The following is a 14,507-nucleotide window of genomic DNA, read 5'->3' as shown; positions in this document are numbered from 1 at the left end:
GCCACGCCGCCGCCTCCTCAGGGTCGAGGTGACGCACCTGCCGCCCCCGCGATCGATACCGGCGGTGCTGCCACAGGCGCCACGGGTGTCAGCCGCGCCAGCGTGCCGATCGGCAACAGCAGGAACGCAGTACCCCGCGCCGCCATGCCCCCCGCCGTCGCCTCCGCTCCCGCGCCCGCACCCCAGAAGGTGTCGATCCGATTCGCGCCCTTGATCGCCCCGCCGGTATCCTGCGCAACCCACAGCCCCGTCGCGTCGGCGCGATCGACCGACAGGAACAGCGGCGCGCCCAGCGGCACGAATTTCGGATCGGCGGCCGCGCTGACCTGGCCGGTCACGGCATAGCCCATCGCCCCCTGCGGCGGCCCATCGAGTTCGCGGAAGAAGACGAAGCTCTTGTTCTCGCGCATCAACGCCGCGCCCTGTTCGGGATTGGCATGGAGCCAGGCGACGATGCCCTGCATCGATGCCTGTCCCGGCTGGAGCAGGTTGCGCTGGCGCATCAAACTGCCGATCCCGGTATAGTCACGGCCGTTCTGGGTATCGTAGCCGATGCGCAGCGCCGATCCGTCGGGCAGCCTCAGCCGGCCCGAACCCTGGATCTGGAGGAAGAAGATCTCGACCGGATCGGCGGCCCAGGCGATGATTGGCGCCCGCCCGGCCAGCGCGCCCTGTTCGATCTGGGTCCGATCGAAATAGGGGACGAGTGCCTTGCCCTCCACGCGGCCACGGGCGCGCTTGCCCTTCAGGTCGGTCGAGAATTGTCCGAGATCGACATCGACCAGATCGGTCGGCCGTCCGTAGACCGGCACCGCATAGCCCGGTCGCTGATCGAGCGAACCGCGGATTTCAGGTTCGTAATAGCCGGTGGCGAATGCCTTGCCGTCGCCGATCTGCACCGCTTCGAACCAGGTGGCGAAGAAAGTGCGGGCATCCCCCGGCTGGCGCGCGGCGGCGCAGGCGCCCTGCCAGTCCGTCCCCCGCGTCAATCCCGAGCCGTCGGTCCGACGCATCAGGCCGGGGCAGGACAAGGCGAACGCGGTCCGTGCCGCCACGGCCTGCGCATCGGTGATCGGCAGCGCGGCGACCGGGGGGCCGGCGACGATGCCGGCCTGCTGCGCGGTCGCGGCACCCGCTGGGACCACCACCGGCTGCGGTGCGATCGGCAGGGCGGCGACGATCCGGCCATCCGCCTGCCGTATATTGACCGGTGCCGTGTCGCGAACCGGATGATGGGTGGTTTTGCCCCCCGCCCCGCCGGGCGGACGGGCTGCCGGTATCGATGACGGAGCGGGCGGCACGATGGCGCCGCTGCACGCCCCCAGCATCAGCGTGAGTGCGACCGCACCGAATCGTCTGCTCACGCCGCAGCCTTATGCTTCATCGGTATCGACAAGCTTCCAGTTCGGGTCGCCGCTTTTCAGCGTGCGCATGAACGTCCACACGTCATGCGTCTCGACCGCGTCGGTCAGCGATCCGGCGATCACCTGACCCTCGGCATTCCGGGTGATGGCGGCGATATCAGCATCGAAGCGCACCGTGATCCGCGCCTCGCGCCCGGCCAGCTGCGCATCGGCGATCACCCCGCGCTCGATCGTGACCAGCCGGTTGTCGAGCGTTTCGCCCGCTTCGCGGCGCTGCGCGATCGCGTCGACGAACGCGGCACGGACATCGGGTCCGGCCAGATCGGCCAGCGCCGCCTCGTCACCCTGCCAGAACGCTTCCAGTACCATGCGGTACGCGCCCTTCGCCCCTTGCAGGAACTGGCCGACATCGAAGCCTGGCTCGCCAGCGACGATCGCCCGCAGGCCCGCCTCCGCCTTCGGTTCGATATGACGGTTGGCGATCTCGCGCGGTTCGGCCGCGACGTCGACCGCGCGTGGGGCGGCGGGCAGCGCGCCCCGTTCCTCGGCGGCGCGCGGCAGGGGCTGTTGTTCATGCCCCGTCCGCTTGCCCAAGACGCCATACAGACGCAGCGCCAGGAAAGCGGCTATCATCGCGAACACAATTACGTAGAGCACCGGGCCTCCGATCTTCGACAATGACATAGGCGTTATCCGCCGGTGATTCAAATCCGTGGCCTGCATCGGGGAGAAGCAGGCAACCCCGCCGTTGAAACGGGGGGTTGGCGCTGCTACGCGACGAACACCGGATCGAACGCGCGGCCTGCCCGCTTCGCTCCACCGCCACGCTCACCGCATAAGGAAAACGACATGGACGATCAGGACAACGGCGCGTCCGGCCAGCCGATTGCCAACGGCACCGACACGGCACCCGCTGCCGGCATGATCTCGCAATATGTGAAGGACCTGTCGTTCGAGAACCCGAACGCACCCGCGATCTTCCAGTCGCAGACGCCGCCGGCGATCGACGTGCAGTTCAACATCGGCGCCACCCAGGTGGCCGACGAGGTGCACGAGGTGGTCCTGAAGATCGACGTGCGCGCCGATGTCGACGGCCAGACCGCGTTCATCGTCGACCTGTCGTTCGCCGGCCTGTTCGGCTTCCGCAACGTCCCCGTCGACCAGATCCAGCCGTTCATGCTGGGCGAGGCACCGCGCCTGCTGTTCCCGTTCGCCCGCCGCGTGCTGGCCGATGCGGTTCGCGACGGCGGCTTCCCGCCGCTGTTGCTGGAGCCGATCGACTTCGGCCAGCTTTACCTCCAGCAGGCGGCGCAGCAGGGCCAGCCGACCACCACCGAAGTCGGTCACGCCTGATTTAATTCGTCCGAACCGGGACGAACGGCCATGAACCTCACCCGGGCGCTGGGCTCGATCGGCGGGCTCACGCTCGCCAGTCGGGTACTGGGACTGGTGCGTGATGCGCTGTTCTTCCGGTTCGTCGGCGCGAACTTCGCGTCCGATGCCTTCCAGATCGCGTTCCGCCTGCCCAACATGTTCCGGGCGTTGTTTGCGGAAGGCGCGTTCAACGCTGCATTCATCCCCCTGTTCAATCGCAAGGTCGCCGACCCGACAGGGCGCGGTCTGCCCGACGGGCTGGCGTTTGCGGAGGATGCGCTGTCGGTGCTGCTCCCGGTCCTGATCCTGATGACCGGGCTGGTCGAGATCGCGGCGTGGCCGGTGACGTGGCTGCTGACGTTCGGGTTCAACGACGCCACCGATGCGCAGTTCGCACAGGTGGTGCAGCTGGCGCGGCTGACCTTTCCCTATCTGATGCTCATCAGCCTGGTGTCGCTGTTGGGCGGCATCCTCAATTCGTTGCATAAATTCTGGATCAACGCAGCGGCACCGATCCTGCTGAACCTGACGCTGATCGGGGCGCTGCTGTTCTTCCACACGGACGTGCCGATACTGACCGCGCGCAACCAGGCGATCGCGGTGACCGTCGCCGGCGCGCTCCAGTTGCTGTGGCTGTGGCTGGCATGCCGGGCGGCGGGGGTGAGACTGCGTCTGAAGCGACCCCGGCTCAACGCCGACGTGAAGCGGCTGCTGTCGCTGATCTGGCCCGCCGCGGCAGGAGCCGGCGCGGTGCAGATCAACCTCGTCGTCTCAACCGCGCTGGCCGCCAGCCTGCTTCCCGCCGGGTCGGTCAGCTATATCTATGCCGCCGACCGGCTGAACCAGCTGCCGCTCGGGCTGATCGGGATCGGGTTGGGTACCGTCCTCCTGCCCACCATCTCCCGCCTGCTGGGCAAGGGGGAGGAAGCGGCGGCGATGGAGACGCAGAACCGGGGGATGGAGCTGGCGCTGTTCCTCACCCTGCCCGCCACCGCCGCGCTCATCGTGTGCGGCGTGCCGATCGCCGCTGCGCTGTTCCAGCATGGCAAGTTCGGCATGGACGACACGCTGTTCACCGCGCAGGCGCTGGCCGCCTTCTCGGTCGGCCTGCCCTCCTACATCCTCGTCAAGGTGCTGACGCCGGGCTATTATGCCCGCTCCGACACCCGCACGCCCGTCCGCTATGCGACGATCTCGATGGTCGTGAACCTCGTCCTCAACCTCGCGCTGATCGTGCCGCTCCAGCATATGGGGCCGCCGCTGGCGACGGCGATCGCCAGCACGGTGAACGTCGCGCTGCTGTACCGCACGCTGGCGAAGCGCGGTCAGTTCGTCCCCGACCGGCAGTTGCGCCGCCGCGCGCCGCGCCTGCTGGTCGCGGCGCTGGCGATGGGGGGGACGATGTTCTTCCTCAACGACCTGTTCACGCCTTACGTCACCGGATCGACGGTCGAGCGCTGGGGTGCGCTGGTCGTGCTGGTCGGCACCGGCGGGCTGGTCTATGCCGCCGCCACCGTGCTGACCGGCGCGGTACGCCCGGCCGATCTGAAGCGACTGATCCGCCGCCCCGCCTGAAGGAACCCGTTCGTTGCGCATCGTCTCCGGCATCCAGACCACCGGCAATCTCCACCTCGGCAACTATCTGGGCGCGATCCGCCAATGGGTCGCGATGCAGGACGACATGCAGGCGGAGGGCGGCGAGGCGCTGTTCTTCCTTGCCGACCTCCATTCGCTGACGGTGGCGATCGACCCGGTCGAACGCGCGGCCACCACGATCGAGATGGCGGCGACGCTGCTCGCCGCCGGGATCGATCCCGACCGGTCGATCCTGTTCAACCAGGCGCGCGTCTCCGCCCATGCCGAACTGTGCTGGGTGTTGCAGGGCACCGCGCGGATGGGCTGGCTCGGCCGGATGACGCAGTGGAAGGACAAGGCGGGCAAGAACCGTGACGGCGCCTCGGTCGGCCTGTTCACCTATCCGGTACTGCAGGCCGCCGACATACTGGTCTATCGCGGCACGCACGTGCCCGTGGGCGACGACCAGAAACAGCATCTGGAACTGGCGCGCGACATCGCGGTCAAGTTCAACGCCGATTTCGGCGTCGACCTGTTCGTACCCCCCGAACCCTTCATCTCCGCCGCCGCGCCCCGGATCATGAGCCTGCGCGACGGCACCGCCAAGATGTCGAAATCGGACCCGTCCGATGCGTCGCGGATCAACCTGACCGATTCGGACGACGCGATCGCGCAGAAGATGCGCAAGGCGCGGACCGATCCCGGCCAGCTGCCCGACACGATGGCCGAACTGGCGGAGCGGCCCGAGGCGCGCAACCTCGTCACCATCTATGCCGCGCTGGCGGGCACCGGCACCGATGCGGTGCTGGCGGACCATGCCGGTCAGGGGTTCGGGGCGTTCAAGCCGGCGCTGGCCGACCTGACGGTGTCCGTCCTCGGCCCGATTCGCGAGCGGCTCGTCCGGTTGCTGGACGATCGCGCCGCCGTGGGTGTCGCACTGGAACGGGGGGCCGACAAGGCCCGCGCCCTGGCGGAGCCGACCTTGCGGGCCGCGCAACGGGCGACGGGGTTGCAGGTCTAGTTCGACCGGTAGCGGCCGGGGGGCAGCGATGGCCCCCTCAGGCTTCCAGTTCCCGCATCAGCACGCGCACCGCGCCATCGATGTCGCGGTCGGTGTCGCGCAGTTCCTCGATCTTGCGGACCGCATGGATCACGGTGGAGTGGTCGCGCCCGCCGAACTTGCGGCCGATTTCGGGCAGCGAGCGCGTGGTCAGCCGTTTCGACAGGTACATCGCGATCTGGCGCGGGCGCGCCACCGCGCGCGAGCGGCGGGCGGATACGAGATCGAGCGGCTTCAGCTCGAAATGCTGGCTGACCAGCTTCTGGATCTCCTCGATCGTCACCCGACGTTCCGCGCCGCGGAACACGTCGCCCAGCGTCTGGCGGGCAAAGTCGAGATCGATCGCCTCGCCGGTCAGCTGCGCATAGGCGGCGACGCGGTTCAGCGCCCCCTCCACTTCGCGCACGCTGGTGTGGACGCGGGCGGCGATCATGTCGAGCACCTCGGGCGGCATCACCGTACCGGGTAGCTCGGCGGCCTTCCGCTCCAGGATCGCACGGCGCAGCGCCAAGTCGGGCGCCTTGATATCGGCGACCAGCCCTGCCCCCAGCCGGCTGATGATGCGCGGCTCGACCCCGTCCAGCGCCTGGGGCGGGCGATCGGCGGCGATCACCAGCCGCTTGCCCGCGCCGACGATCTCGTTGATCGTGTGGAAGAACTCCTCCTGCGTGGCATCCTTGCCGGCGATGAACTGGAGGTCGTCGATCAGCAGCAGGTCGGCGGAGCGCAGCCGGGTCTTGAAGGAAAAGGTATCGCGCGCGCGCATCGCGGCGACGAAATCGAACATGAACCGCTCGGCCGACATGCATATCACCACCGCATGCGGCACCGCCGCGCGGAAGGCGTGGCCGATCGCGTGCATCAGGTGGGTCTTGCCCTGCCCCGTCGTCGAATGGATGAACAGCGGCGAGAACCGCGGGATACCGGGTTCGGCCAGCAACCGGGCGGCGTTGAAGGACACGCGGTTGGACTGGTCGACCACGAATCGGTCGAAGGTCAGCCGCGGATCGAGCAACGGCCGCTCGCCGGGTTCCGCCACCGCGACGGGCGCCGCGGCGGCAGGCGCCATCGCCGGAACCGATTCGCGAATCACCGGCGATGCTTCCAGCCCGGCATCCGCCACCGGCTCCGCCGCCATCATCACCGGCATCGTCACTGGCATCCGCGACGGCGGCCGGGTTTCCAGCTTCACATCGCGGACATGCGGCAGGACGCGCCGGAATTCGAACTGGAGCCGGTCGGCGTAATGGCTGCGCACCCAGTTCGCCAGGAAGGCAGATGGCAGCGCCAGCCGGACGATATCGTCCTCATCCGGATCGGCCTCGACCAGTTCGATCGGCTTCAGCCACTGATCGAACAGCCGGACGCCGGCGGACTCGCGCAGCGAGGCGCGGATCTGCGCCCAGGCTTGCGCCTGCTCGCTCACCGTATCTCCCTGCCATTCGTTCACGCGCACAATTCTCCCGCCGGCAAAAGCACATTGCTTCGCCGTCGTTGATTACATCCGGACAAAAGCCCCCCATTGGGTACCGATACGATACCCGGGCTTCGCTGATCTGGTTCTGACGCCGCAATGGTCATTGCCGGCGTGGAAGTGATTATGAAGGGCTGGGAGGTACGATCAAGACCGGGTCCGGCCACAAATCTGAAATAAACCGGATTGACACGTCACGGTTGGCGGAAATGCGTCAAACTTTCTTACAAGCCATTGATATTGCTGCATTTTACTTGGAAAAATGGCAATCTTGCTCGAGATCAAGTCCGCCGGATCGCTGCTTTGCGCCACCTTGGCGGGAGTTCCTCCGGTCATCGCAAAAAGGCACGAAAAAACCCGCCGGGAATTACCCGGCGGGTCGTCATTTCGTCGTCCCGAACGGATCAGGCGAGCGCGGTGACCGCCTTGGTCAGACGCGAGAACTTGCGGCTGGCGGTGTTGCGATGAAGCACGCCGCGCGCGACGCCGCGCGCCAGTTCCGGCTGCACCGCCGACAGGGCCGCAGCCGCCGCAACCTTGTCGCCCGATTCCAGTGCCGATTCGACCTTCTTCACGAAAGTGCGGATGCGGCCGACGCGAGCGCCGTTCACATCGGCGCGGCGCTGGTTGCGACGGATACGCTTCTTGGCTTGCGGCGTGTTCGCCATGCTGGATCGGTCCTTGAATTCGGTTCGATGAATTGGAAGCGTCGGGAACACCCGATGCTTGGAAGCCGCCGCCCTTAGCCGCCAGGCATCGGGGCGTCAACACATGCCGCGTTCAGGTGCGCTGGCAACGCGGGCACCAGAAGGTGGATCGCCCCGCCTGCGTCTGCCGATGGACCGGCCCGCCACAGGCACAGGCCTCGTGCTCGCGACCATAGACCAGAAACTGCTTGGAGAAATAACCGAGTTCGCCGTCCGGCGCCGCGAAATCCCGCAGCGTCGAGCCGCCGGCGTCGATCGCGGCCATCAGGACCGCCCGGATCGCCTCGACCAGCCGCGCGAGTCGCGCCGACGATATCTGTCCCGCCGCACGCGACGGGGCGATGCCCGCCATGTGCAGCGCCTCGCACACATAGATGTTGCCCAGCCCCGCCACGATCCGCTGGTCGAGCAGCATCGCCTTGATCGGGGCGGACCGCCCCTCCAGCGCGCGCATCAGCCCGGCGGCGGTCAGGTCGTCGCCCAGCGGTTCCGGCCCCATCGCGGCGAAGGCGGGATAGGTGGCCAAGTCGGCGGTCGGCAACAGGTCGAGAAAGCCGAATCGCCGCGGGTCGTTCAGCGCCAGTCGCCGCCCCGCCGCCGTTTCGATCAGCAGGTGATCGTGCGCCAGCAGATCGGCCGGATCGACCCGCCAGCGCCCCGACATGCCCAGATGGAAGATCATCGTATCGCCGCGATCGGTGTCGATCATCCCGTATTTGGCGCGGCGGCCCAAGCCGGTGACGACCGCCCCCTGCATCCGTTGACGCAGATCGACGGGGATCGCCTTGCGCAGATCGGCGCGGCGCGGCTCGACCAGCGTCAGGCGCTGACCATGGAGAACGGGGGTCAGCCCGCGAACGGTGGTTTCGACTTCGGGAAGTTCTGGCACCCCGTGGAGCTAGGTTGCGTTTGCCCCCGCCACAAGCGCCCGCTAGGGCGTTGCCCATGAATGAAACCGTCTCCTTCGGCTATGAAGATGTCGCTCCGGCGGAAAAGACCCAGCGGGTCGGGGGCGTCTTCACCAGCGTCGCCTCCAGCTACGACCTGATGAACGACGCCATGTCGGGCGGGATGCACCGGCTGTGGAAGGACCGCTTCGTCCGCCGCGTGAAGCCGCGCGACGGCGAACAGATCCTCGACATGGCGGGCGGCACCGGCGACATCGCATTCCGCATGGCTCCGTCGGGCGCGGCGATCACGGTGGCGGACATCAATCCCGCGATGCTCGACGTGGGCATGGGCCGCGCCGCCAAGCGCGGTATCGACGGCCTGGTCTGGACGGAGGCGAATGCCGAGACGCTGACCTTCCCCGACCGGTTCTTCGATGCCTATACGATCGCGTTCGGCATCCGGAACGTCACCGACATCCCCCAGGCATTGCGCGAGGCGCACCGGGTGCTGCGGCGCGGCGGGCGATTCTTCTGCCTCGAATTCTCGACCGTCGAATGGCCGGGTTTCGCCGAGGTGTACGACGCCTATTCGCACCGGCTGGTGCCGAAGCTGGGGCAGTTGCTGGCACGCGACGCCGACAGCTATCGCTATCTGATCGAATCGATCCGGCGCTTTCCACCGATGCCGACGTTCAAGGCGATGATCGGCGAGGCGGGTTTCGTGAACACCAAGGTGGAACCGATCATGGGCGGCCTGGTCGCGATCCACAGCGGCTGGAAGATCTGATCCGCCCGTGACCGGTTCCGCCACCCATGTCTGGCGGCTCCTGAAATGGGGTCGCATCCTCGCCCGCCACGGCGCGCTGCGCGGGATCGAGCGCGATCCCAACACCCCCGCCGCGGTGCGCCGGATCGTGCGGATCGCCCGCATCGGCGCGCGCGTGCCGGCGGTGCCGCGCTATGCCGACGCGTTCCAGGCGATCGGCCCCGCCGCGATCAAGCTGGGCCAGTCGCTCGCGACCCGTCCCGACATCGTCGGCGACGATGCCGCACACGATCTGCTGCGGTTGCAGGACCAGCTGCCCGCCATCCCGTACGAGACGATCCACGAGGCGTTGCGCGCCGGGCTGGGCCGCGATCCGGCGGTGCTGTTCACCCAGATCCAGGAGACGCCAGTCGGCGCCGCCTCGATCGCGCAGGTCCACCGCGCCGTCACCACCGATGGCCGGCAGGTCGCGGTGAAGGTGCTGCGGCCCGGCGTGGAGGACGATTTCGGTCGGGCGATCGACACCTATCAATGGGCGGCGGCGCAGCTTGAGGCGCTCAGCCCCGAGGCCCGCCGGCTGCGCCCGCGCCTGACGATCGAGAATTTCCGCCGCTGGACGCTGCGCGAACTCAATTTCCGGCGCGAGGCGGCCTCCGCCTCCGAACTGGCCGAGGCGATGACCGCCGAGCCGGACTTCGTCGTGCCCGCGATCGACTGGCAGCGATCGACCGCGAAGATCCTGACGACCGAGTGGATCGACGGCATCAAGCTGTCGGACCGGCCCGCGCTGGTCGCCGCCGGTTACGACCTGCCGCGCCTGGCGGAAACGCTGGTGCGCGCCTTCCTGCGACAAGCGATCGCGGAAGGGTTCTTCCATGCCGACATGCATCAGGGCAATCTGTTCGCGCTGCCCGGCAACCGCATCGCCGCGATCGATTTCGGCATCATGGGCCGGATCGACCGGCGCGCCCGCGTGTGGCTGGCCGAAATCCTCTACGGTCTCATCACCGGCAACTACAAACGCGTCGCGGAAATCCATTTCGAGGCCGGCTACGTCCCCGCGCATCACAACGTCGCCGAATTCGCGACCGCGCTGCGGGCGGTGGGCGAACCGATGCGCGGCCTGCCGGTGAAGGACATGTCGATCGGAATGATGCTCGACGGGCTGTTCTCGATCACCCGCGATTTCGACATGGTGACGCAGCCGCACCTGCTGCTGCTGCAGAAGACGATGGTGATGGTGGAGGGGGTCGCGACCAGCCTCGACCCCGATATCAACCTGTGGGATTCCGCCGCGCCGTTCGTGCGCGAATGGATTCGCACCGAACTGGGACCGGAGGCGGCGATCGCCGACCGGCTGATCCTCGATTTCCGGACGCTGGCCGGATTGCCCGACCTCGTCCGCCGGATCGAGGCGCGGTATCCGGCCCCGGGGGGCGAGCCGCCTGCCCTGCCCCTGCAGGAGGTCGATATCATCCGGATCGGTGGCGGCTGGCGTTACGCGCTGGTGGCGGCGCTGGCCGCGGCGGGCGGCGCGGCCGCCACGATCGCGCTGCTCCACTAGGCGGCGATGCGCGACCCGCTGCGCCGCCGCCCGTCGCGCCCGCTGCTGCTGGCCGGCCCGACCCGCGCCGCCGCGCTGGCACGGTCCCCCGCCCGGTGGTGGCTGGCGCTGATCGTGTTGGCCGTGGTCCTGCTGCTGGCGATGGCGGCGTCGCCGGTCGATCCGGGGCCGGTGCTGGCCCGCGATACCGGACTGGTCGAGCGATTGCGCCATGGCGGCGGTTTCTATCCCATCGCCGCCGATACGCTGCGCAGCGGTGGCGAATCGCTGCGGCCCGCGCTCGCCTTCCCCATGCCCGCATTGCCCGTGATCGTCGCCGCCCTGCCGCCGATCGTGGTGGTGGCGATGATGATCCTGTTCGCCGCGGTGGTGGCGATGGCGTGGCAGGCGCGGATGCTGGCGGTATGCGATGGAGCGACGGGACAGGTCGTGCTGCTCGTCCTGCTGATCGCCGGCCTTGTGCCCGCGGGGCAGCCGGACCTGACCGCCGTGCCCGAGACATGGGCCGGACTGCTGATCGCCCTGTCGCTGGCGCGCCGCCATCCCCGCCGGTGGATGGAGGCGGTGGGCTTCGGCCTCGCCGCCGCACTGACGGCAGGGGTCGCCGCGCTGTACCTGCTGGTGATGGCGGCCTGCGCGTGGCGGGAGGGTTATGGCAGGGAGGCCGCCGGATGGCTGGGCGCGCTGCTGGTGCTGGTCGTGGTGCTGGGCTTCCACCTCCACGGGGTGGCGGGCGTGCTGCACCCGCTGGATATGGCGGCGGCGATGACGGGCGGGGCGGAATGGAGCGTGGGTTTCGCCAGCGTCGCGGCGGCGACGGCGGCGTTGTTGCTGCCGGTATCCGCCGGGGCGGTGCTGGTGCTGCTGGCGACGATCGGGTGGACGGCGTGGCGCGATCCGCTGGCGATCCGCGCCGGGGGCACGGTGCTGGCGGTGCTGATGGTCCTGGCGACGGGCATGCCCGCGATGGGTGGCCTGCTGGTCGCGCCGGTCGCCCTCGTCGGACTGGTCTTCATTCCGGACCTGCTGCGCGATCTGCTCGCCGGCGCGCTCGACAACCGGCGCATCACCGTGAGAAGGAGCGTGCGATGAAGCGTATCCTGCTGATCGTGGGCGGTGGGATCGCCGCCTATAAATCGTGCGAGCTGATCCGCCTGCTGCGTGGCCGTGGCCATAGGGTACGTTGCGTGCTGACGGAGGGGGGCAGTCATTTCGTCACCCCGATGACGCTGGCCGCCCTGTCCGAACAGCCCGTCCACACCAGCCTGTGGGACCTGAAGGACGAGGCGGAGATGGGCCATATCCAGCTCAGCCGCCAGGCCGATCTGGTCGTCGTGGCACCCGCCACCGCCGATCTGCTCGCCCGGATGGCGGCGGGGCTGGCGGACGATCTGGCGACCACGCTGCTGCTCGCCACCGACAAGCCGGTGCTGGCGGCGCCGGCGATGAACGTGCGGATGTGGACGCATCCCGCCACCACGCGCAACGTCGCCCGCCTGCGCGCCGACGGCATCACCGTGCTCGACCCCGACGACGGCGCGATGGCGTGCGGCGAATACGGCCCCGGCCGGCTGCCCGAACCGGCCGCGATCCTCGCCGCGATCGAATCGGCGCTGGACGGGTCGGCGCTGGACGGGTCGGCGCCGGATGTCGCCGACCGGCCGCTGGCGGGACGGCATGTGTTGGTCACCGCCGGGCCGACGCACGAGCCGATCGATCCGGTCCGCTATCTGGCCAACCGGTCGTCCGGGCGACAGGGCTTCGCGATCGCCCGTGCCGCCGCGATGCTCGGCGCGCGCGTCTCGCTGGTCGCGGGGCCGGTGACGCTGCCGACGCCCGCCGGTGTCGACCGGGTCGACGTGCAGACCGCGCGCGAGATGGCGGCGGCGGTCGCTGCGGCGATGCCCGCCGACGTGGCGGTGATGGTCGCCGCCGTGGCCGACTGGCATGTCGCGCCGCTCGATCAGAAACTGAAGAAGACGGGCTCGCCGCCCGTGCTGACGCTGGTCGAGAATCCGGATATCCTCGCCCGGGTGTCGGTGGGGGACGACCGCCCGCGCCTCGTCGTCGGCTTCGCCGCGGAAACCGAACGGGTGATCGATCATGCCGTCGTCAAGCGGGGTCGCAAGGGTTGCGACTGGATCATAGCCAACGATGTATCGGGCGATGTGATGGGTGGCGCCGACAACAGCGTCCACCTCGTCACCGCGACCGGCGTGGAAAGCTGGGAGACGATGACGAAGGACGATGTCGCCATCCGGCTGGCACGGCGCATCGCCGACGAACTGCGGGAGCGGCCATGAATCCGATCACGATCAGCATCCGGCGCCTGCCGCATGGCGAGGGCCTGCCGCTTCCCGCCTATGCGACGGCAGGCGCGGCGGGGATGGACGTCGTCGCCGCCGAGACAATGACGCTAGACCCCGGCGCCCGCGCGGCGGTGGCGACCGGTTTCGCGCTGGCGATACCCGAGGGCTACGAGGTGCAGGTCCGCCCCCGCTCCGGCCTGGCGCTGCGTCATGGCATCACCTGCCTCAACACGCCGGGCACGATCGACCATGATTATCGGGGCGAGGTGAAGGTGATCCTCGTCAACCTGGGGCAGGCGCCCTTCGCGGTGGTGCGCGGCGAGCGGATCGCGCAACTGGTGCCCGCCCCCGTCCAGCCCGCACGGCTGGTGGAGGTCGCGACGCTCGACGACACCGTCCGGGGCGAGGGTGGTTTCGGATCGACGGGACGATGATCGCTGCGCTCGCTATCACGGCGATGATGCAGCTATCGCCGGCTCCGGTGCCCCCTACCGGTGCGCCGTCCGCCATGCTGGTGCCACCGCCGGTGACGGAATGGTCGACGCTGCCGACCTATCCCCTGCCCCGCACGGCCAGCATCGCCGACGGCGTCGGCTTCGTCAGGGACGAGGTGGAGGCCGGTCGATGTCATCCGCAATTGCCCCCGCCCGGGGACGACCGCCTGCAACTTCCCGTCGCGATCCTGGTCGGGCGGGCAGGACAGGTCCGCCAGATCGTGCCCCGGGCGATCGGTTGCCCTTCGGTCGAACAATATGTTGTGGGCTATCTATTGTCGCTGACGCGGATGGGGACGGAATCGTCCGTATCGCTGCCCGCCGGCTGGTATCAACTGACCGCAGGTTACCGGTGGTGACGGGCGCGGCAGAAGTCTTCACCTGATCGCATTCTTCACGGTTTTCAGCGCGAAACGTGTGAAACCGGTCGAACCTGCCTTTCGCAGCCTGTGATAGTTGGGCTACAGCATGCGCGCTGCACCATGACAGAGTGTTGCAGTGCTGCATCGCCGCAGAACGTTTCTGCGACGAGCAGTGTTGTCGGGTTGCCTTGCGTATTCTGGTATGCAAGGGGATGGGGCGACGAACACTAAGGGAGTTCAATATGCGTCTTGGGAAGTATCTCATGGCTGCCGCTGCCGCCACGCTGGCAGTTGCGCCTGCCGTTGCAGCTCCGGCCAACTCGGCAGCGAGCCTGTCGGTTGCGAAGTCGGCTCGCGCCGGTTCGCACTCGGCAAAGAAGAATGAGCTGGCCGGCGGCGGCATCATCGTTGCGGTCATCGCAGCGGCTGCCGTTGTTGCGGGCATCGTCATCGTCGCCGACGAAGACGACGACGCGGACAGCAACTGAGCTTCACGCTCGGTTACGAGAGAATAGCGGCCTTCGGGCCGCTATTTTTTTGTCCGCGGCAGATCGGCTTGCGGGATGAT

15 protein-coding genes are annotated in these 14,507 nt (G+C 68.5%); 10 read left to right on the top strand and 5 right to left on the bottom strand.

The window, feature by feature from the left end:
• Window positions 1–17: 17 nt before the first annotated feature.
• Window positions 18–1,328 carry a murein transglycosylase A gene (mltA, locus tag IFT82_RS04495; RefSeq protein WP_192125117.1) on the bottom strand — a complete coding sequence of 437 codons (1,311 nt, stop codon included), beginning with the start codon at window positions 1,326–1,328 and terminating at the stop codon, window positions 18–20.
• Between the two features lie 45 nt (window positions 1,329–1,373).
• Window positions 1,374–2,021, bottom strand: coding sequence for a Tim44/TimA family putative adaptor protein (locus IFT82_RS04490; RefSeq protein ID WP_342355043.1), 648 nt, complete (start codon window positions 2,019–2,021; stop codon window positions 1,374–1,376).
• A gap of 192 nt (window positions 2,022–2,213) precedes the next feature.
• On the opposite strand from IFT82_RS04490, the gene secB reads away from it, so the two are divergent.
• From secB to trpS, 3 genes are read left to right on the top strand one after another with little or no spacing between them, the layout of a single operon-like run.
• Window positions 2,214–2,717 (top strand): protein-export chaperone SecB, encoded by a 504-nt coding sequence (gene secB / locus IFT82_RS04485; RefSeq protein ID WP_192124902.1) that lies wholly within the window; start codon window positions 2,214–2,216, stop codon window positions 2,715–2,717.
• Between the two features lie 30 nt (window positions 2,718–2,747).
• Entirely contained in the window at window positions 2,748–4,313 is a 1,566-nt protein-coding gene (murJ, locus tag IFT82_RS04480; protein ID WP_192124900.1) for a murein biosynthesis integral membrane protein MurJ, read from the top strand.
• Between the two features lie 13 nt (window positions 4,314–4,326).
• Window positions 4,327–5,334, top strand: a complete 1,008-nt coding sequence (trpS, locus tag IFT82_RS04475) for a tryptophan--tRNA ligase (RefSeq protein ID WP_192124898.1) — start codon at window positions 4,327–4,329, stop codon at window positions 5,332–5,334.
• 37 nt (window positions 5,335–5,371) lie between these two features.
• Here trpS and dnaA read toward each other — a convergent pair whose 3' ends face one another.
• From dnaA to mutM, 3 genes are all read right to left on the bottom strand, one after another.
• Complete coding sequence (dnaA, locus tag IFT82_RS04470) at window positions 5,372–6,799, bottom strand: chromosomal replication initiator protein DnaA (RefSeq protein ID WP_342355042.1); 1,428 nt, start codon at window positions 6,797–6,799, stop codon at window positions 5,372–5,374.
• 452 nt (window positions 6,800–7,251) lie between these two features.
• Entirely contained in the window at window positions 7,252–7,515 is a 264-nt protein-coding gene (rpsT, locus tag IFT82_RS04465; protein WP_192124894.1) for a 30S ribosomal protein S20, read from the bottom strand.
• 112 nt (window positions 7,516–7,627) lie between these two features.
• Entirely contained in the window at window positions 7,628–8,443 is an 816-nt protein-coding gene (gene mutM, locus IFT82_RS04460) for a bifunctional DNA-formamidopyrimidine glycosylase/DNA-(apurinic or apyrimidinic site) lyase (RefSeq protein ID WP_192124892.1), read from the bottom strand.
• 56 nt (window positions 8,444–8,499) lie between these two features.
• On the opposite strand from mutM, the gene IFT82_RS04455 reads away from it, so the two are divergent.
• The 7 genes from IFT82_RS04455 to IFT82_RS04425 all read left to right on the top strand — a co-directional run bounded on the left by IFT82_RS04455 (window position 8,500) and on the right by IFT82_RS04425 (window position 14,427).
• On the top strand, window positions 8,500–9,231 hold the full coding sequence (locus tag IFT82_RS04455; RefSeq protein ID WP_192124890.1) for a class I SAM-dependent methyltransferase: 732 nt from the start codon (window positions 8,500–8,502) through the stop codon (window positions 9,229–9,231).
• A 7-nt stretch (window positions 9,232–9,238) separates the two neighbouring features.
• Complete coding sequence (ubiB, locus tag IFT82_RS04450; RefSeq protein ID WP_192124887.1) at window positions 9,239–10,774, top strand: 2-polyprenylphenol 6-hydroxylase; 1,536 nt, start codon at window positions 9,239–9,241, stop codon at window positions 10,772–10,774.
• Between the two features lie 6 nt (window positions 10,775–10,780).
• Window positions 10,781–11,866, top strand: coding sequence for a hypothetical protein (locus IFT82_RS04445; protein WP_192124885.1), 1,086 nt, complete (start codon window positions 10,781–10,783; stop codon window positions 11,864–11,866).
• Window positions 11,863–13,077 carry a bifunctional phosphopantothenoylcysteine decarboxylase/phosphopantothenate--cysteine ligase CoaBC gene (gene coaBC / locus IFT82_RS04440; RefSeq protein WP_192124883.1) on the top strand — a complete coding sequence of 405 codons (1,215 nt, stop codon included), beginning with the start codon at window positions 11,863–11,865 and terminating at the stop codon, window positions 13,075–13,077. Before IFT82_RS04445 ends, coaBC begins: the two co-directional genes overlap by 4 nt.
• Window positions 13,074–13,517, top strand: coding sequence for a dUTP diphosphatase (dut, locus tag IFT82_RS04435; protein ID WP_192124881.1), 444 nt, complete (start codon window positions 13,074–13,076; stop codon window positions 13,515–13,517). The genes coaBC and dut overlap by 4 nt, the downstream gene beginning before the upstream one ends.
• The gene (locus tag IFT82_RS04430) at window positions 13,514–13,936 is read left to right on the top strand and encodes a hypothetical protein (RefSeq protein ID WP_192124879.1); all 423 of its coding nucleotides are present in this window, start codon (window positions 13,514–13,516) and stop codon (window positions 13,934–13,936) included. Before dut ends, IFT82_RS04430 begins: the two co-directional genes overlap by 4 nt.
• 245 nt (window positions 13,937–14,181) lie before the next feature.
• On the top strand, window positions 14,182–14,427 hold the full coding sequence (locus IFT82_RS04425; protein ID WP_244646488.1) for a hypothetical protein: 246 nt from the start codon (window positions 14,182–14,184) through the stop codon (window positions 14,425–14,427).
• Window positions 14,428–14,507 lie beyond the last annotated feature (80 nt).

Source organism: Sphingomonas sp. CFBP 8760 (assembly GCF_014841615.1).
GTDB lineage: Bacteria > Pseudomonadota > Alphaproteobacteria > Sphingomonadales > Sphingomonadaceae > Sphingomonas.
This window is presented reverse-complemented; position numbering and strand designations above follow the sequence as displayed.